The sequence below is a fragment of the Runella limosa DSM 17973 genome (genome assembly GCF_000482465.1).
Taxonomy (GTDB): domain Bacteria; phylum Bacteroidota; class Bacteroidia; order Cytophagales; family Spirosomataceae; genus Runella; species Runella limosa.
Window position 1 is genome coordinate 128998 of sequence record NZ_KI519420.1, and the last position, 19522, is coordinate 148519.

The following is a 19522-nucleotide window of genomic DNA, read 5'->3' on the forward strand; positions in this document are numbered from 1 at the left end:
TGAAACGAATCAATCAAAAGAGCTGAAAAAGGGCGGAAAAGGTTTCCGTTTTCCTTTTGGGTTTCAATCCAAGCCTGTTCTTTTTCATATTCGTAGGTGTAATTGAAGAGAAGCCAATCGTAAAAAGCCCACAGAATAATTTGTAGTATTATTAGGGCTCCAACAAAGAGGCAAAATTTAATAGCAAAACGTTTAAACTGTTTTTGGACTAAATCCTGAAAAATAAATAAGTAAAAGTAGGTTGATATTGAGACAATCAATAATGCTTTAATGAATGGAGCATTTTTAGTTGCAAATAGATGTATAGCAATACTCTGCCATGGTATAAAAATGGTTGCATTTTCAACATGCAAGTTGAAGTAAGAATGTGTTAAAACTGCCCATATTAAAAGGAAGAGTAATAAAAACCCATAATGAATCCAGAACAATCGCCATTTATTGATGTGCATCGCTGTGTGGTTTAAGATGATGTCCCAAAACAACTACAACCAGCGGGACTATAAAAATAAATGTGGCAACTCACCAAAATCACGTGCTCTATCCCCCAAAAAATAGCGCAAAAGGCACTTGCGAAGCCGCCAAATAATTGCCCCCTTGTTTTTGTTGCGTACTGTTCACAATTTACCGAACTTTCATCGTTTATTGGCCAAATTCTAAACCGTCTTTCCAATGCGCTCCCTTATGAAGCACTTCAGAGTCCCTCTCCTAGCAGGAGAGGGATTTAGGGTGAGGTTACTCGCTCTACTCACGCTTTTTTCCACCACCTTCCTCTCACAATGTGGAAAACTCAACGAAATACGGGTCGTAGGTCGAAATTTTGAAGATGAAATCAACCTCGCCCAAAACCTAGTTTTTACCTTTAATAAGGATATTGTGCCTACCTCCGAACTCAACAGTTGGGAAGCAACCAAGTTTGTGGAGTTTGTGCCTGCCGTGGCGGGAAAATTTAAGTGGACAGCTCCCAACGAGCTGGTTTTTTCGCCCGCGAGTGGCTTTGAACCTGCCACCGAATACCGTGCCGAGTTGAGCAAAGAACTCGCCAAGAAGACCATCGACAAACGGTATGATGTATCGGGGGAAGATATTGCCTTTCATACACCGTATCTCCAATTGACCGAAGCCGAAACCTATTGGACAAAATCGCGGGAGACGGGTAAGCCGTTGGCAAAGACCAAATTGTATTTTAACTATGACGTGAGCAGCGGAGAAATTGGGGGGAAATTGAGCGTCAAAAGCGAGGAGAAAAAGCTGAGTTCGGCGATCGTGCCTACTCAAAATGCGCCTACCGTCACCGTAGCGCTGGGAGACGCCTCGGCCGACAAAAATGAGCAGCCGCTTGAGGTCGCGGTGGAGAAGGGGGTGAAAGTGCCCAATACATCATACACGAGTAATGCGGCCTTGGCATTGTCTAGCACGATTCCGTCGGCAACAACGCTCGAAGTGAAGGATGTCAAAACGGGTTTTGAAAATAACCGAGCGATGGTTCGGATCGTCACGACGCAAGAACTGAAAAACGAGGATTTGAGCACGTACTACACCATTCAGCCTGCCGTACAGACCAAGGCCGAACTCACCGAAAATGGGTTTGTCATTCGAGGAGATTTTAACGAAACCGATACCTATGTGCTTACCCTCACCGACCAAGTACAAGGGGTATTGGGAGCGCGTTTGGACGAGCCCGTCAGTAAAGATTTGTTTTTTGGGTTGATGCCTGCTAGTATTTCGTTTATCAACAAAAAAGCCATTTACCTTTCTTCTAAAGGTTCACGAAATGTAGGGGTACAGATTGTAAACATCCCTAAAGTACAGGTAAAAATTGCGAAGATTTACGAAAATAACATTTTGCAGTACCTCCGTAGCAACCGTTATGAAGAATACGGATACTTAGGCGGGGGAGAGGATAATTGGGGGCCAACGGGTAATTATAATTACGACGAAGATTACAATCAAGTGTACGGCGATGTGGTGGTGGATAAAACCGTAGAAACTGACAATTTGCCCAAAGTAAAGGGCGTTTCGGCGCTTAATTTGGGGCTTCCCGATGCCAATAATCAGTTTCGAGGAATTTATGTGGTGACGGTGCAGTCGAAAGATGAACAGTACAACCGCGCCATTAAAATGGTGTCGTTGTCGGACATTGGGCTCATTGCCAAACAGGGTAAAGATGAATTGTGGGTGTTTGCCAATTCAATAAAAACGGCCGAACCTCTAAACAAGCTAGAAATCAGCTTAGTATCGACCAACAACCAAACCGTAGTGACGGGCTCAACCGATGGAAATGGGATTGCCAAGTTTGAAAAACTATCGGAGAAAGCCCCCAACTTTAAGATTGCGATGATTGTGGCGCGGACGGCTGAGTCGAAAGATAAAGCCGATGAGGATTTCAATTATTTACTATTGGAAGATACACAAGTCGAAACGTCGCGCTTTGAAGTAGAGGGTAAGCGCGATAACACGTCGGGTTTTGAGGCGTTTGTCTATGGCGACCGTGATATTTATCGCCCAGGCGAAACGGTGCACTTTAATACGGTCGTTCGTCAACAAAACTGGAAAAGCGTGGGTGAAATTCCGCTGAAAATTAAAGTGATTTTGCCCAACGGAAAAGAATTGAAAACGTTTCGGGTAACTACCAACGGTCAAGGTGCTGTTGAAACCTCGGTGGCACTTGACAAGGCCGCCGTAACGGGAAGCTACAGCGTGGAGGTATATAATGCCAATGATGTACTGTTGACTTCCAAAAAATTGAGCATTGAAGAATTTATGCCCGACCGTATTAAGGTAGACGCCAAAACTAACCAAGAATATTATCGAACGGGGCAGACGATTCAGCTGCAAGCCACAGCGCTCAATTTGTTTGGCCCACCTGCTTCGGGACGAAACTATGAAATGGAGTTTTCGCTGAAGAAAAAAGCCTTTTTTGCCGAAAAATACAAGGAATATATTTTTGACATACCCAACAATAGCAAATACGAAAATACCGTGCGCCAAGGGGTAACCGACGACAACGGTGTCGCAAAAGAAGGTTTTGTACTGCCTGCCACTTACCAAGACGTAGGGGTATTGGAAGGAAAAATATACGTAACCGTTTTTGACGAAACAGGCCGCCCCGTCAATCGCCTCAAACGGTTTGATGTCTTTACGCAAGACGTATTTTATGGCGTACGAATGCCCGATAGCTACGTTGGGCTCAATGCTCCCGTACCGATTGGACTGGTAGCGGTCGATAAAGACGGGCGCCCTAAAGCCACCGCTACGGCCCAAGTGGATATTGTTCGGATGGAGTACCAAACGGTTGTTGAGAAACAAAATGACCAGCTCCGCTATGCTTCTAAAAAGCGCGAAAAAGTGGTGTATTCCAACCTTGTATCGTTTAAAAATGGACTAGCCGAAGTTCGCTACGTTCCGACGGTATCGGGCGAATATGAAGTCCGAATTCGGCGGGCAAACGGAGTGGCGGGTTATTCCGTTACCAATTTTTATGCCTACGGCTGGGGAAGCACCTCCGCGTCGTCGTTTGAAGTAAGCAACGAAGGCGAAGTATTGATGGAGTTCGATAAACCATCGTACCAAGTCGGAGATAAAGCAACGGTGTTATTCAAAACGCCATTTGCAGGAAAGCTGTTGGTGACGGTGGAGCGCAATCAAGTGTTGGAACATCATTACTTAGAGACTGACAACAAGTCGGCCGAGTTTACATTCAAGCTGGGCGATGCTCATTTGCCCAATGCCTACATTACGGCCACGTTGATTCGACCGTTGGATAACTCGAACCTCCCTTTGACGGTCGCGCACGGTTTTGCTTCCGTTAAGGTCGAAGACGACGATACCAAACTTCCCGTAGAGATTGTGGCCGTAGAGAAATCACGCTCAAAGACCAAGCAGAAAATAAAAATCAAAACCGCCCGCAATGCGCAAGTAACGGTCGCGGTGGTGGACGAAGGAATTTTACAAATCAAAAACTTCCAAACGCCCGATATTCACGGGTTTTTCTACCAAAAACGAGCCTTAGAAGTCAATAGCCACGATTTGTATCCGTTTTTATTCCCTGAGCTCTCTTTGGCGTCGATGAGTAGCGTCGGAGGGGATGGCTATGATTTGGAAAAACGCATTAACCCGCTTTCCAATGGGCGCGTCAACCTAGTGGCCTATTGGTCGGGTCAACTAGAAACGGGTTTGAGCGGTGAAGCTGAATTTGAAGTCGATATTCCGCAGTTTTCGGGAGATTTACGCATTATGGCGGTCGCATACAAAGACAATGCGTTTGGGTCATCCAACAAAAACATGAAAGTCGCCGACCCCATCGTAATTAGTACGGCTCTGCCACGGTTCTTGAGTCCGACTGATGAGGTAATTGTCCCCGTAAATATCAGTAATACTGAAAAAACAGCGGCCAATGTCACAGCCAGTATTGCCATTAGCGGGAAATTATCGGCCGTTAGCCAGGTATCTCAGCGCCTAAGCATTGCCCCTGAAAAAGAAGCCAGAACGTATTTTACTATCAAAGCGGCCGAGGCCATGGGCAATGGCTCGGTGGTGGTAACGGTGAATAATGGCAAAGAGAAATTTGTCGAAAAAACGGAGTTGACGGTACGTCCTGCGGCCTCCTTACTCAAAGCGAGCCAATCGGGAGTAATTGCGGGGGGAAGTACCGCCACGATAGATTTGCGAGGCAATGATTTTATACCGTCAACCGTAACGAGCCGAATCGTAGTAAGCCGTTCTCCGATGGTACAATACGCCAAAGCCCTTGATTATCTTTTGGGATACTCACATGGCTGCATCGAGCAAACCATTTCGAAGGCATTCCCTCAGCTTTATTTTGGGGATTTGGCTAAAACGATTGCTCCCAAAACCTACCTTGTCAAAGCAGGAGAAAGCGATTTTAATCCTACTTTCAACGTGCAAGCGGCGATTCAGAAAGTAGAGAGCATGCAGCTTCCCAACGGCGCAGTAAGCTACTGGCCTGCTAGTACCGAAGAGTCGGCCTGGGGTACTGCCTACGCAACACACTTTTTGTTGGAAGCGCAGCGGGCAGGTTTTGAGGTAAATACGTCGGCGCTGGGGCGAATGTTGGACTACCTGACGACCAAAGCAGGAACAGCCGCTACGGAATATGATTACGTTTACAACGAAACAGGCGGCTATACGCAGTTGACGATTGCGAGCCGCACGACCATGTATTCATTATATACCTTGGCCTTGGGTGGAAAAGCCAATCGGGCGTCGATGAATTATTACAAACAAAATCAACAGTTATTGACGCTCGACACGCGCTATTTATTGGCGGCAGCGTACAAGCAAATCGGTGACGAACGTAGCTATAAGGCGTTATTACCCGCCGATTATGTGCCTCCAGTAGGAGCTAGAGGGCTAGGTGGAAGTTTTGCTAGTCCGATTCGGAATTTAGCTTTGACGGTAAATACCCTCATTGAAACCGACCCGAATAACCTCCAAATTCCGAAACTAGCACGTCGTTTATCAGAAGCAATGGCGTCGAGTTCGTATCTCAACACCCAAGAAGCGGCGTTCTCGTTTTTGGCGTTGGGTAAACTGGCCAAGAAAAACGCGGGTAGCACGGCTACGGCCAAGCTGACGATAAACGGCAAAGGGTATCAATTTGACGGAAAAGAGTTGACAATTGCCGCAAACAGCCCTCTGCACGGGGTAGGAGTGGCTTCGGGCAAAGGTTCGGTCTATTGGTTTGCTCAAACGGAGGGCATCAGTGCGACGGGTGCGTACACCGAAGAAGATGCAGGTTTGCGCGTACGTAAACAATTCTTCAATCGCTTTGGGCAACCAATAAGCACGTTCCGACAAAACGACTTGGTGGTGGTGAAGATTAGCCTGAGTAGCACCGACGGCTCGCCAGTTGAAAACGTGGTGGTGACGGATTTACTCCCAGCATCTTTCGAAATCGAAAACCCACGTTTGACCGAACCCCGCGATATGCCGTGGATTCAGGCGCCTACAGTCCCTGACCATTTTGATATTCGCGACGACCGCATCAGTTATTACACCACGGCTACGTCAGCACCCAAAACGTTTTATTACATGGTTAGGGTGATTACCAAAGGTACATTCACGCTTGGCCCCGTAAGTGCCGATGCCATGTACTCGGGCGATTTCCGTAGCTATTCGGGCGGTGGAAAGGTAAAAGTGGATTAAGTAGAAATAAAATAAACGACAAAATAGGACAGAATAACTAAATTTGAGCTAATTATTCTTAAAATAGGGGTAATTAGTTCAAATAATACAATTCTTCTATGGCTATTCCATACTTAAGTTCTTTTAAGGTTGAAGACTTACATTTTGACCGTAAAAATCCACGATTAGCAGAATTTTCGGATGAGGACAAATCCTCGGATGAGGCGATTCTGAAATTATTGTGGGAAATAATGGCAGTAGATGAAATTGTGTTGTCTATAGCAGCTAGTGGTTTTTTTCCACATGAACAGCTTATCGTCATGGAGGAAAAAAATGGACAAGAACAGAAGTGGGTTGTTGTAGAGGGAAATCGCCGTTTGGCAGCGGTCAAAGCCATTTTAGCGCCAAGCCTAGTGGAAGGGTTACTCAATGAAAGCGTTATCCAGAATGTGCCATCTACCATTAAACAAACGCTTCGTGAGTTGCCAGCGATAAAAGTCAGTTCGCGCGAAGAAGCTTGGAGGTTTATCGGTTTTAAGCATATCAATGGAGCCGCCAAGTGGAGTAGCTATGCCAAAGCCCAGTATATTGCCCAAATTCACAAAGAATTTGGGGTTCCATTGGGAGAAATAGCATTACAAATAGGTGATACCAACCACACCGTTCAGAAGTTGTACCAAAGCTATCGAGTCATCCAGCAGGCGGAAGAAAAAGCGGTTTTTAATACGGCGGATGTGTTAGGTAGTCGTTTATTCTTCTCTCATCTTTTTAACGGCCTTGGGTATGAAGGAATACAGAAGTACCTACAGCTACAAAAAGAAAATATAGAACACCCTATTCCTGAGCATAAATTAGAAGATTTGGGCGAATTATTGGTGTGGCTTTTTGGGAGTAAATCTCGAAAAACTGCGCCGATTGTTCAGTCTCAAAACCCTGATCTGAGGCGATTAGATGCAGTTTTGAAAAATAATGAAGCCACTATTTTACTGAAAGACGGTAGTCCACTTGTATATGCGTATGAAGTTAGCCAACCTAAAAAGGATATTTTTGAGCAAAGCCTTGTAGCGGCAAAAAAAGAGCTACAAAAGGCACATTCGTATAGTTCAATTACATACGACGGCTCGTTGGAAGCACTTCAGATAGCGGGAGATATTGCAGAATTAGCCGATGCTCTTTACGAGTTCATGGAAAAACGCTTTTCGGAGCAACAAAAACAAAATGATGGCCCCAAAAAACGCGTAACTAGTTAGGATGTTTAAGCTACCTTCTCAAATACCAACTCTAGAAGACTCCGTTGAAGTACTGACTGATTACCTCGAATTTGAATGTATCAAAGACGGGCGTATTTCTTTATTGGGTAAAATAAACAAACTACTGTTTCAAAATGATGAAGTTTTGGTGCAAGGAATTGAAGATGAAACAGACCAAGCGTTGGCAAAAACAGAAGAAATTTCGCAAGAAATAGAAAGAAGAGCCATGATAAGTGAGGCATATCCATTTAAGCTAGAAAGAGGAGGCTATCGTTTGGATGTTGTTAACAATACGTCGGAATACTGGGTATATGTGTATCTTTTATTGAGTACTCGGTTGAATATGAATGCCCACAAAAAACATAGCGATATTGATGGCACTGAACTATTGGAATACCTTTCTGCTGAGGTTGTAAAAAACTATTTTGGAGTACATTCACAAAGTATGGTGTTTGGCACGGCTGTTCAGGGAGGGTTCAAAGAAAAAATCAATGATTTATGCACTCAAATAGGAGAAGGCGCTGGATATAAGGGCAGAGGAAAAATAACAGGTTCACCGAAAGATGATAAACTTGATGTAGTCGTCTGGGTTGATTTTAAGGATAAATACTGGTCTAAATTGATTGGATTTGGACAATGTAAAACTGGAACTACTTTTGACGACCAAGCGACGATTGAATTACAACCACGCGCTTTTTGTGAAAAGTGGCTAATAGATACCCCTGTTATTGAGCCTATTAAGATGTTTTTTTGTTCTCAAAACTACCCAATTGTCGATTATTCAAAGGTCAAAAATGCAGGGCTCGTTTTTGATCGAATGCGTATCATGGATTGCCTCACTGTGGATACATTGCCTGATAGTTTACATAAAAAAATTACAATGTGGTGTACGGAAGCATTAGCTTTTATTCAGGATGCTCAATAAGCATTCTTCGTAGTTCTGATGTCTTCTCCCTATCTTTGCATCAAACGAAAAAAACGTTTTGTCAGTAGAAAGCGTTTTGAATGAATAAATTCGATGGTTGATATTCGCAAAATGATTCGTAGTTTTAGCTACGCCTTTGAAGGAGTCGTAGCACTATTTCGTTACGAAAACAATGCGCGTTTTCACCTTATTGCGGCTTTTGGAGTAGTTTTGTTGGGAATTGTGCTTGGGTTAGAGCGCTTTGAGTGGGCGCTGGTGGCGATAGTGGTAGGAGCAGTTTGGGCAGCAGAAGCGTTTAATACGGCCATTGAAAAGTTGTGTGATTTGGTTTCCCCCGACTACCATCCACAAATCAAAGCGGCCAAAGATTTGGCGGCGGCAGGAGTAATGATAACATCGGTAGTGGCTGTAGTGGTGGGAGCGATTGTGTTTGGTGGTAAGCTGTGGTGTTGGTTCTTGAATATGTAAATTCCATAAAATAAACAGATGGATTCTCACAATCAATCATTAGAAACCTTGACCGAGATTCGGGATTTGATGCAGCGTTCGTCAAAATTCCTGTCTTTAAGCGGCTTGTCAGGGATATTTGCAGGGATAGTAGCGCTTGCAGGTGCTTTTATTGCTTATCTGCGGCTCAAGACCGACTCACTCAATGACGAAAGTGCGAGTCACGTTTCGGAGCTCACCCGTGGTGAAATGATGCGTTTTGTGCTCCTCGATGGAACCATCGTCTTGGTTTTAGCATTAATTTTTGGGGTATTCTTTACCATTCGTAAAGCAAAAAAGTCGGGTCAAAGCGTTTGGAATAGTACATCAAAACGCTTGATCATTAGCTTAATGATTCCGCTCGTAACGGGAGGGATTTTTTGCCTAGCGATGTTCTATCGTGGTATTTTGTGGGTGAGTTTTCCCGCAACCCTCATTTTTTACGGATTAGCCCTGCTCAATGCTAGTAAATACACCGTTCGTGATGTCGAATACCTGGGTATTTGTGAAGTAATTTTAGGGTTAATTTCGTTGTTTATGACGGGATATAACTTACTGGTTTGGGCGCTAGGATTTGGAGTTCTTCACATTGTTTATGGAACCTACATGTATTTTAAGTACGACATAAAACGCTAGCAGATTACCCTACTGCAACTAAAGAAAAGACACACTAAATGCTCGAACATTTCAATAAAGCTTTTGAGAGTAAGGCAAGGTTAGGAATCATGTCGGTGTTGATTGTCAATGAGTCGTTGAGTTTCAACGCCCTCAAAGACCTCCTTCAACTGACCGACGGAAACCTCGCTACACACCTGCGCGCGCTCGAAGAGCAAGGGTATATAAGTGTTCAAAAACAATTTGTTGGACGAAAACCCAATACTACCTACGCTGCTACCGACGATGGCCGTACGGCTTTTACCCAGCACCTCAATACCCTAGAAGCATTTATTCGCTCAGGTACATTTCAAGAAACAAAATAAAAAAGACCGCGTGAGTAAGAGCCCACACGGTCTTTTTCTCTAATTCCCCCCAAGCGGAATCAATAGCCCTACTGACCCTTGAATGTTTCGCGTAAACATTTTACTCGCAGCGGGGACATCACCGTTGCTGCCAAGACCGTAGTAGTAGCGTCCTTCAATGAGCAATTGTGCTCTTCCAAGTCCCAACAATACCCCTGCACCTCCCACAGCACCGTATTCGAGACGTTGATCATCCGAGTCAAATTTCAAGTCAGTGGTGGTCGTAATGCCACTAAAGGTGGTTTTTGCCTTACCACTGAGGGCATAGCTCCCAAAACCTCCTGCATTGATAAAAAACTTCGTTGGGCCATTGCCAAGCGATACTTTGAACAAAAGCGGGACGGTCACACTGTTGACACGACTTTCGCCCACGAGCAAACTTCCAGCTTGCGAGGCGCTGATTTTATAGGCTGTTTGAGAGTACAAAATTTCGGGTTGAACTGAAAACGTTTTTCCACCGAGTTCCACCACCAACCCGCCGTGGTAGCCCAACAGAGGATCAACGGTGATTCCGCTGGCTTTGATGGCATCTGAAGTGATAGAACTGTAATTGGCACCGCCTCTAAGGCCCACTTTTATCCCAAATCCACCTTCGCTTGCTGTCGCGGGGGCTGGTGCAGGAATAATAGGCTTAGTAGGTTTGGGCTTGGCTGGCTCAACCGTTTTGGCCTGCTTGGGAGGTTTAGAGGGAGCGGTTGTTTTCTCAGGTTTTTGAGTAGTAGTTTTCGATTTTTCTTTTGATTTATCAGTCGTTGGTGTTTTAGGCTTGATTCCGTGGAGTTTATCATATTGCTCTTGCATAGTTGGGGTTGTCTGCGTTTGAGCAAGGGTAGTTAATCCAGTAACAAAAAGAGCGGCACACAGCAGCAGTGTCGAGAGCTTATTCATGATTTGTTGGAGTTAGGAAAACACTGATTTAAAAAGTTTACAAAAGTGCAGATTTTTACCCGTACCCTTCTGAGGGATTGTACGGTTTTTATCTACGTGTTTTTACTTGTTTTGGATGTGTAAAACAAAAACGGCGAGTGACTTTCAGAAGTTGCTCGCCGTTCTAAAAAAAAGATGTATTTGGTTAGCGAAGTTTCAACGTAACCAAGGTGGCAATGGCCAAAATAATGCCTACAATCCAGAAACGCGCCACGATTTTGGCTTCGTGGTATCCCTTTTTCTGAAAATGGTGGTGAAGTGGCGACATCAAGAAAATGCGCCGACCTTCGCCGAATTTTTTCTTGGTATATTTAAAATAGCTCACTTGCATAATGACGGAGAGACTTTCGGCGAAGAAAATTCCACACATAATCGGAATCAATAATTCTTTCCGAATAGCCAATGAAATAACGGCGATGACGCCCCCGAGCATCAAGCTACCCGTATCTCCCATAAACACTTGAGCAGGGTAGGAATTGTACCACAAAAACCCAATGCACGCCCCGATAAAAGCAGCAATGAAAATTACCATCTCTCCCGAATTAGGAATGTACATGACGTTGAGATATTGCGAAAACTTGGCATTCCCCGATACATAGGCCAAAACGCCCAACGTAAGTCCAATAATAATAGAAGTACCCGCCGCTAGGCCGTCGATGCCGTCAGTAATGTTGGAGCCATTGGAAACAGCCGTAATAATGAAAATGGCTACGATGGTATAAATAATCCAAGAATAGCTGTCGGGAAGAAGTCCAAAAAGAAGGTTTGAATAGTCAAACTCATTGTTTTTGATAAAAGGCAGGGTGGTCACGGTAGGGTTAATGAGGTCATTATAACGCTGAACCTCGCCAATGGCCGAACTAATGAGTGGTTTGTCATAAATCCGAATTTTAACGTGTTGGTTAAACGACAACGTAATACCCACAATCAGCCCAAGTCCTACTTGACCCACTACCTTAAACTTTCCGTGCAGTCCTTCTTTGTTGTTTTTGAATTTTTTGAGGTAATCATCAACAAACCCAATCAAGCCTGTCCAAACCGCCGTGATGAGCAGTAAAACGATATACACGTTGGAGAGTTTGGCAAAAAGAAGCACGGGAACCAACAAAGAAGCCAAGATGATAAACCCACCCATGGTTGGCGTTCCTTTTTTCTCCATCTGTCCATGAAGGCCCAAGTCACGGATAGTTTCGCCAATTTGTTTGGTACGTAAAAAATCAATGATACGCCGCCCAAAAATGGCCGCGATGAGGAGCGAAGTGACGGTAGCTCCTAACGCCCGAAACGAAATATATTGAAATACCCCTGCCCCAGGGAAATTGAAGGTCTTGTCTAAATACGAAAATAGGTAATAAAGCATAGTAAATTGGAGGTTAGGCAAACGCAAAAATGCCTATACTTGGCACGATGTCGGCAAGTATAGGCATTTTTAAGAAAATCAGAAAAAGAAATTAGTCTTCTAAATGAAAAGCTGTTTTTACCATCTCATAATCACCCATATTAATCGGAGATTTTTTGACCAACGAATTTGGAATTAACACGTAGCGATACTGCTGCTCACCCATGGGTTTTAGGTTTCCTTTCAAGCCAATCATCACAATTTTTAGGGTAGATGGCGTTGGCATCGTATAGTCAAAACGCAACTCGGCGCTGTTTTGGCGGATGTTAAAAGGCATCGGATGTACTTGCTCGTCAATTTTAGAATAGACGTACAATTGATTTTCTTCTAACAGCGACGTACTCAGTTGTTTGGACGTTAGCTCGCAAGTGCGAGCGGGTAAGCCAAACACCGTCGTTGTCACCCATTGGTTGGCATCAATCCAGCCCGACGTAATTACTTCGGAAGTATTGAGGTTAATAAACGAGGGGGTATGCGATGCAGTTTTTGTGCCAGTACAATTAATCATCCAGCCTAAAAATACAATCATTAAAATCCCTAAAATTCCAAAGCGGTAAAAACGATTCATAAAAAACAATTGAAAAGCAGAGGGTTATATATCTTTTAGATACGTTATCCATCACTTATCAAAAGTTATGCCAAAGTTAAATTTGTTGAAAATCACTAAAAGCGATAGCGTACTTGGCACTTAATATCTGTTCGATTTGTACCTTGGATTTCGTCCACATACGAGCTGAGTGCTTCGCGTTCGGGCATGGTTGTGCGCGAAATCCGCAACCAAATATCCGTGTGCGCATTTGCCGAATACCGCAGCAACACAAAATGCCGAAAACCACGTTCGTAATAAGCAGGCATCGAAATCGCGTATAAAACATCCTGCTCCACGGCGTATTGGCGAGCGTCGTAGCTATCGGTATTATACGCAGAAACGCGGGCGGTAGCCGCCAACTTGTTCCACTTGGCCGTTACTTCTTGCAGCACTAACCATCCTTTGTCGGCTTTGAAGCCGTGGTAGCCAAAGGTCCCTCCTTGGATTCGACTGCGAAACGACCAACTGCGGTGGGGAGCATATTCGGCATTCAGTACAAGGGTGCGGCGTAGGGTTTGGGTTACAAATTTTTGTTTTGACAAATCAGACGCGATGTTTTTTTCTTTTTGCTCTTGGCGGTAAACGGCGTACAACGTCCATTTTTTGGAAGGTGTCCACGTACTTTGTACCAGATAATCCCAGCCTTTGGTGGGCTGTTTATCGACTAAATATTTATACCAAGGGAAGCGATAGAGGTCAACGTAAGTGGCTAATTTTAGGCGTTTATGAACACTGTATTTTGCCCCCAAATACAGTCCAGTTTCGTTGATATTACGGCTGTTTTCACTAAAAGCATTGGCATAAAAACTGTGGAAGTTTTTGTCAAAATTCCGAAAAAGGAGCGACGCATCCCAGCGTTTGGTGAGGCTGGCGAGTACGCCCGCAACGGTACCCGTTCCACCGCTTTTGGAGCGTGCCGTTTCACCAAAAAAATGAAAATTTCGCCAAACATAATTGCCATGCAGTCCCAAAAGGTGATTATGTTTTCCCCGAAATTCAAATTCATTGCGTGTTGCTTCTGCTTTCTGCAACGGATAGTCAAAAGAAGTATGAAGATAGGTAGCACCTAGCTGCCCACGGTCAAGATGATATACCAAATGCGCTCCCGCGTTTTGTTCGGTGAGGTTGGCGCGATATTGGAGTTCATTTGGAATACGAAAAAGACCATCGGTTTGGAACGAACTGACGGTTTGCTGGGTGGTGAGTGTTCCACTCTGTCGAACGCGAGAAAGTAGCGTGGTGAGTTCGAGACGTTTGCCAAGAGAATAAGTCGCGGCGATACCCCGAAAAAAGCCCGTTTCGGTGACAGAAGTGTAGGGGCGGATGCCTGTCGTGGGGCGACGAATGGTATAGACGGTTTCCATACCTTTGCCCAGCGAAAAACCTGCCGAATAAATCAACCCTTGTCCTACTTGGAGTTGGTAATCGCCCAAAATAAGATTTTTGAGGCGTCCACGGTGCTGTACTTGAGCGTGAAATGATAAAAAATCAGGGCCGTACTTGTGCGCTGAAGGCTTCCACGAAAAAGCTTCTCCCTCGTCTTTTTCGGCTGTAATGCCAAAACTAAAGTCGCGGCTTCGGCTGTAGCGATAGCGAGCGTACCATTGCAGCGGACTACCCGCAAATTTCTGCAATGTCCCATCGCGTGACTGGGGAGCATCTGCCGTAGCCCCGCGTTTTTCTTCCAAAAGTTGCTCTGTTCTTACCAAAAAATAATGGTCACTAGGATTGGTCAATCCATTCCATAATTTTCGGTTTTGGGGAGCAACGGTCACGAAGGGGAGCAATCGGTAAATGAGTGCTAACTCAAACTCGGGAATGGCCTGTAACTCGTAGATAGAGAGGAAATTGCCAAACTGAGCGCGGTACTCAAAGAAGCGATTAAGCTGACGTTCATTGAGGAGATACGTAGCGGCTAGTTCTTCGCGCGTGCAGGTGTTGAGGTCGAGCGGAGCAGTGTAGAGCTGAATCAGATTCTCATAGACCGTACCATAATTGAGGTCTTCTGCCGTGATGGGCAGGAGGTTCTGAACAAATGAAGTGGGGTCAATTTCGCGGCGGCGAAATTCTTGCGCATAGGAAACGGTTCCAACTAAGCCAACCCCAAACGAGAGAAAAAGTAGTGATTTCAAACGAGTAAAAATGGATACGTTTAAACATACAATGGTTTCTTCTTTGTGTTTGAGAATTGAACATAACGTATGATTGTTAGGGTTAAATTAAGAAATTTTCAATAAAACCCCTACTTTAATTATTAAAATTGATACGAATCGGCCTTTTTTCTTGAAAATGTACAATTTTATGCTTTTATTCGCTGTCTAATACCCACCTAACATTAACAACCCACATGCCTAACGTTTATCAAGACGCTGTTGTAACGAAATATAACATTTTCAACAGCCTGTTTCTGAGCTTACCGTTTCAGGACATCTACCGTACGGGTACGCTTCTTCCGTTGCTTGTTCAGGCGAGTGAGGAAGGGTTTAATGCGGGCAAAAGCCCTTTGCAAATCATCGAGTCGTTTTTTGAGGAATACACCGAAAATGCGACCGAAGATGAACGTCGCGACTTGCTATTTAACTTAATCAAGTTCATCGAACGCCAGGTTGTATTGTTTGATTCCGTAGAAGATGCGGGTTTTGACCACACACATGACAGCAATGGGCAAGGGTCGATTACGCAACTGCTCAATCGGGTCGATAGCGACGATTTGCGCCAAAAACTCCTTCGTAAGTTGGAAGATTTTTGCGTACGTATCGTGTTGACAGCGCACCCTACGCAATTTTACCCAGGCAAAGTACTCGGTATCATTACCGATTTGGAGGAATCCATCAAAGACAATGACTTTGTGGAGGTAAACCATCTTCTGTTGCAGTTGGGAAAAACGGGCTTTATCAACAAAAACAAGCCTACGCCGCTGGATGAAGCCATGACGTTGTGCTGGTTTTTGGAGAACGTATTTTATAAAGCCATCCCGATGCTTGTCCAGCGCCTGCTCAATGGACTTGAAGTACCGATGCACGAATGGACACATACGGGTTTGTTCCGCTTGGGCTTTTGGCCTGGAGGCGACCGCGACGGAAACCCGTTTGTTACTTCAGACGTGACATTGGAAGTGGCTGACCGCTTGCGCCAGATATTGCTCAAGTGCTATTGGCGTGATATTAAGTACCTCAAACGCCGATTGACGTTTAATGGCGTAGAGGAGTTTATCTCAACGGCAGAGCGTAAGACCAATAACGCGATTTATTATCCTGATCAAGAGCACTATACCAAAGCCGAAGAATTATTGGCGGACTTGAGCCAAGCGCGGGAAGTATTGGTACGCGACCATGATTCTCTCTTTGTGGAGTTGTTGGATGAAACAGTGTTGAAAATCAAGCTGTTTGGCTTCTTCTTTGCTAGTTTGGATATTCGTCAAGTAAGCCCTAAACACTCATTGGCTTGGCAGGAGATTCTTACAAAAATTGAAAAACAAGTTCCTGTTTTCTCTTTTGCTGATTATGAAAGTTGGGATGAAAAACGAAAAATAGATTTCTTGTTGTCGTTACAGGTAGAATTGGCAGAAAGCGATTTCAAAGACCCAATTACGCAAGATATTTACGGCTCGATGTTGGCCATTCGTGAAATTCAGAAACGAAATGGAATAGAAGGGGCGCATCGCTACGTCATCAGCAACTGTGCGAGTGCGCTTAACGTGGTGGAAGTATTAGCATTGTTTAAAAATGTGTGGAAAACCGACGATTTGCACGTTGATATTGTCCCGCTTTTTGAAACGGTAGATGACCTTGCGAATGCTTCGGAGGTAATGAAAATGTTGTACGAAAATCCTTATTACCGTGCGCATTTGGCCAAAAGAGGCAATCAACAAACCATCATGGTGGGTTTCTCGGATGGTACGAAAGACGGAGGATATTTGCGGGCGAACTGGTCAATTTTCTCGGCCAAAGAACAACTCACAAAGATTTCGCGCGAGTACGACGTCAAAGTGACCTTCTTCGACGGTCGGGGAGGGCCTCCAGGTCGTGGGGGTGGCAACAACCACGCGTTTTATGCGTCGTTGGGGAAAGACATTGAAGACAAAGAGATTCAATTGACGGTTCAGGGACAAACCATTAGCTCAAACTACGGGACTGTACCAACGGCCATTTATAACCTAGAAAGATTGTTCACGGCAGGATTGGAAAACAACCTGTTTATGTCTAAAAACACCAAAGACCAACTTTCTGAAGCCGATAAGGCGCTGATGGAAGAGTTGGCTGATGCGGCGTATCATGCGTATTTGGGACTCAAAAATCACCCGACGTTTGTGCCGTATTTGGAGAAAATTACGCCTTTGCGTTTTTACGGGCAAACCAAAATTGGTAGCCGCCCCGACAAACGCGGTAGCGGTGGAGGGCTCAAGTTTGAAGACCTTCGCGCCATTCCGTTTGTAGGTTCTTGGGCCCAAATGAAACAAAATGTGCCAGGATTTTACGGGTTTGGATCAGGTTTGGAAACGTTGAAAAACGAAGGAAAAATGGACGCCTTGAAGAAACTCTACAAGCGTTCATTATTTGTACGGACGTTGGTCGAAAACTCGATGCAATCGCTGATGAAGGCGTACTATCCAGCGACCAAATACCTCCAAGACAATCCAGAGTTTGCCACGATTTGGAACATGATGTTTGAAGAATACGAGCGTAGTATAGCATTGATGTTGGAGTTTTCGGGTGAAAAAGACTTGTTAAACCAAAACCCCGTTACCAAAGAATCCATCAAGATTCGGGAGCGAATTGTCTTACCGTTGATGACGATTCAGCAATACGCGCTTCAAAAACTACAAAGTGGCGAACTCTCCGCTGCCGACGTGGACGTATATAACAAACTTGTCATTCGGGCGATGTTTGGAATCATCAACGCCGCGCGTAACTCTGCGTAGCTTCTTTTCTTTTACCTTCCCGAAAGTTTCAAACTTTCGGGAAGGGTAATAATGTTTTATTATTCCACCTTCATCACCGAAGTGCGTAGCCCAATGCCATTTTCGTTGAAAGGCTCAATCGACAGGTAATAGGTTGTGTTTTTATCGAGGGCTTTTAGGTAGTACTCGTTTTTGTTATAGACCATAATGCTGCTATACAACTTGTCGGGGGCGATACCGTAATGGATATTGTAGCCCTGCGCGCCGCTTTCGGGGTACCATTTGAGCCAAGCGTTTCGTTTGTCGTCTTCTTGGCGAAGTACCACAAAGCCTTTAACTGCATTAGGCACTTTCCCCTTTCCTTTTCCAAATACCCGAAGCCCACTAATGGCAAATTTGCCCGTAGCCATGTGAATGTTTTCCAATTTGACAAAACGAGTTTCGACAGGTTTGCTCAACTCAATGTAATCGTGAGGGACGTCGGTCTTGTTCTTGCTTTTATCGACCAACAATTGCCATTTTTTACCATCTAGCGAATGCCAGAGGCGGTATTGATGGTAAATATTAGTGAATTTGCCCAAATACATCGAGTCCACGTCTTGGTCGGCGTAGTTGATTTGAATGGCATTTACGGTCGATACCTCGCCTAAGTCACTTTGCAACCATTCGCCCGTTTTGGCCGACGCCGCACTCCAGTAGGTTTTGATGTCCTCGTCCACGGCGAAGTTGGGCGTAAAACCACTCAACGACGACGAAACCTGCACGGGTTTGTTGTAATTTAATAACATCCAGCCCGTAAAACGACTTTTGAGGTGGTCGGCTTTGCCCGTGGGTAATGTGTGGGGATAGTCGCCAAATGTAGTGTTGGAATACATAATGCCGTCGTTGTCAAAACCCGTGGGAAAGAGCACCAAACGACGCTCAAAGTTATTTTTGACGACGACGACCCCCGTGGTAATGTGCCACCAATTGTTAAAATTATCTTTAAAACTACCTCCGTGCCCCGCCCCGCGCACAAATCCGCCAGGTTTATAACAAAACGGGTTGTGTTTTTGGTAGGTAAATGGACCCAGCGGTTTGTCTGAAACGTAAACCCCATCGGCGTATCCATTAAACTCAGTTCCAGGGGCACCGTATTGGAAATAGTATTTCCCGTTGTGTTTGTCCACCCAAGCACCTTCGATAAACGGTTTTAGGAAAATATTATCGTTATAATCCCCAAAACGTTCCCAGCCGTGTTGGTCGTCGTGGAGGCGGACGAGCTCTTTGCGTTCACCGATGGGTTGAAAGGTTTTGGGATTTATTTCCCAACCGTATAAAGGGTAGAAATTACTTGAGCCGTAGTATAAGTATAGCCGTTTATCATCGTCGTACAGAAAGGCAGGATCCCAAGCGGCACCTTCAAAAGCGGGAACGGCTATTTTCCAGTCATCGACGGTTGGATTGGTACTTTTCCAAATCGCAAACTCTTTGGTATGCGTTGAGCCAATAACGTAGAGGGTATCGTCCATAGCCCAAACAGCAGGTGCGCAAAGTTCGTCATAGACTTTGTTGTGCGGAAGTAAAAACTTACGACTTACAAAATTCCACTTTGATAAATCTTTACTCCACCAATAGCCCCATTGGTTGGTAGAAAAAAGAAAATAGGTGCCTTTGAAATTGACAATGACGGGGTCGGCGGTGGCGCGATGCCGTCCTGCTTCCGAAAAATTAGGGATAGGCGTAAAGCCATAGTCAAGATTAATCGGATTGCAGTACGTTCGCATTTGGGCAAAAGTTGGGCCAAATGCAAAAATAAACACGAGGCAAAAGGCCAGAGCCTTAGCCGTATGCGTAGTAAACGCACGACTTTTTGGTAGTATTTTCATGATAGGTTATCTATT

Annotated in this window: 12 protein-coding genes; 7 read left to right on the forward strand and 5 right to left on the reverse strand. The window is 44.7% G+C overall.

Features of this window, described 5'->3' with window-relative positions:
- Positions 1 to 681 precede the first annotated feature (681 nt).
- The 6 genes from K339_RS0110465 (at position 682) to K339_RS0110490 (ending at position 9785) form a co-directional block, all read left to right on the forward strand.
- Positions 682 to 6165: an alpha-2-macroglobulin family protein gene (locus tag K339_RS0110465; RefSeq protein WP_157607554.1), complete on the forward strand. Its 5484-nt coding sequence runs from the start codon at positions 682 to 684 to the stop codon at positions 6163 to 6165.
- 98 nt (positions 6166 to 6263) lie between these two features.
- Complete coding sequence (locus tag K339_RS0110470; RefSeq protein ID WP_028523529.1) at positions 6264 to 7394, forward strand: hypothetical protein; 1131 nt, start codon at positions 6264 to 6266, stop codon at positions 7392 to 7394.
- Between the two features lies 1 nt (position 7395).
- The gene (locus K339_RS0110475) at positions 7396 to 8319 is read left to right on the forward strand and encodes a hypothetical protein (protein ID WP_028523530.1); all 924 of its coding nucleotides are present in this window, start codon (positions 7396 to 7398) and stop codon (positions 8317 to 8319) included.
- Between the two features lie 93 nt (positions 8320 to 8412).
- Positions 8413 to 8787, forward strand: coding sequence for a diacylglycerol kinase family protein (locus K339_RS0110480; RefSeq protein ID WP_037300126.1), 375 nt, complete (start codon positions 8413 to 8415; stop codon positions 8785 to 8787).
- 18 nt (positions 8788 to 8805) lie between these two features.
- Positions 8806 to 9441 carry a hypothetical protein gene (locus tag K339_RS0110485; protein WP_028523532.1) on the forward strand — a complete coding sequence of 212 codons (636 nt, stop codon included), beginning with the start codon at positions 8806 to 8808 and terminating at the stop codon, positions 9439 to 9441.
- 38 nt (positions 9442 to 9479) lie between these two features.
- A complete protein-coding gene (locus tag K339_RS0110490; RefSeq protein ID WP_028523533.1) occupies positions 9480 to 9785 on the forward strand; it encodes a winged helix-turn-helix domain-containing protein in 306 nt (101 codons plus the stop codon).
- Between the two features lie 39 nt (positions 9786 to 9824).
- Here K339_RS0110490 and K339_RS0110495 read toward each other — a convergent pair whose 3' ends face one another.
- From K339_RS0110495 to K339_RS0110510, 4 genes are all read right to left on the reverse strand, one after another.
- Positions 9825 to 10712 (reverse strand): porin family protein, encoded by an 888-nt coding sequence (locus K339_RS0110495; protein WP_028523534.1) that lies wholly within the window; start codon positions 10710 to 10712, stop codon positions 9825 to 9827.
- A 184-nt stretch (positions 10713 to 10896) separates the two neighbouring features.
- Positions 10897 to 12111, reverse strand: a complete 1215-nt coding sequence (gene mraY, locus K339_RS0110500) for a phospho-N-acetylmuramoyl-pentapeptide-transferase (protein ID WP_028523535.1) — start codon at positions 12109 to 12111, stop codon at positions 10897 to 10899.
- Between the two features lie 91 nt (positions 12112 to 12202).
- The gene (locus tag K339_RS0110505; protein ID WP_028523536.1) at positions 12203 to 12718 is read right to left on the reverse strand and encodes a hypothetical protein; all 516 of its coding nucleotides are present in this window, start codon (positions 12716 to 12718) and stop codon (positions 12203 to 12205) included.
- A gap of 95 nt (positions 12719 to 12813) precedes the next feature.
- A complete protein-coding gene (locus K339_RS0110510; protein ID WP_028523537.1) occupies positions 12814 to 14871 on the reverse strand; it encodes a ComEA family DNA-binding protein in 2058 nt (685 codons plus the stop codon).
- Between the two features lie 215 nt (positions 14872 to 15086).
- On the opposite strand from K339_RS0110510, the gene K339_RS0110515 reads away from it, so the two are divergent.
- Complete coding sequence (locus K339_RS0110515; protein ID WP_028523538.1) at positions 15087 to 17660, forward strand: phosphoenolpyruvate carboxylase; 2574 nt, start codon at positions 15087 to 15089, stop codon at positions 17658 to 17660.
- A 59-nt stretch (positions 17661 to 17719) separates the two neighbouring features.
- Here K339_RS0110515 and K339_RS0110520 read toward each other — a convergent pair whose 3' ends face one another.
- Entirely contained in the window at positions 17720 to 19507 is a 1788-nt protein-coding gene (locus K339_RS0110520) for a family 43 glycosylhydrolase (RefSeq protein WP_084332183.1), read from the reverse strand.
- Positions 19508 to 19522: the final 15 nt, after the last annotated feature.

Bases quoted from the DNA above. Each gene is read 5' to 3' on its own strand.
- K339_RS0110465 (WP_157607554.1), top strand. From the start codon at position 682: ATGAAGCACTTCAGAGTCCCTCTCCTAGCAGGAGAGGGATTTAGGGTG.
- K339_RS0110470 (WP_028523529.1), top strand. From the start codon at position 6,264: ATGGCTATTCCATACTTAAGTTCTTTTAAGGTTGAAGACTTACATTTT.
- K339_RS0110475 (WP_028523530.1), top strand. From the start codon at position 7,396: ATGTTTAAGCTACCTTCTCAAATACCAACTCTAGAAGACTCCGTTGAA.
- K339_RS0110480 (WP_037300126.1), top strand. From the start codon at position 8,413: ATGGTTGATATTCGCAAAATGATTCGTAGTTTTAGCTACGCCTTTGAA.
- K339_RS0110485 (WP_028523532.1), top strand. From the start codon at position 8,806: ATGGATTCTCACAATCAATCATTAGAAACCTTGACCGAGATTCGGGAT.
- K339_RS0110490 (WP_028523533.1), top strand. From the start codon at position 9,480: ATGCTCGAACATTTCAATAAAGCTTTTGAGAGTAAGGCAAGGTTAGGA.
- K339_RS0110495 (WP_028523534.1), bottom strand. From the start codon at position 10,712: ATGAATAAGCTCTCGACACTGCTGCTGTGTGCCGCTCTTTTTGTTACT.
- mraY (WP_028523535.1), bottom strand. From the start codon at position 12,111: ATGCTTTATTACCTATTTTCGTATTTAGACAAGACCTTCAATTTCCCT.
- K339_RS0110505 (WP_028523536.1), bottom strand. From the start codon at position 12,718: ATGAATCGTTTTTACCGCTTTGGAATTTTAGGGATTTTAATGATTGTA.
- K339_RS0110515 (WP_028523538.1), top strand. From the start codon at position 15,087: ATGCCTAACGTTTATCAAGACGCTGTTGTAACGAAATATAACATTTTC.
- K339_RS0110520 (WP_084332183.1), bottom strand. From the start codon at position 19,507: ATGAAAATACTACCAAAAAGTCGTGCGTTTACTACGCATACGGCTAAG.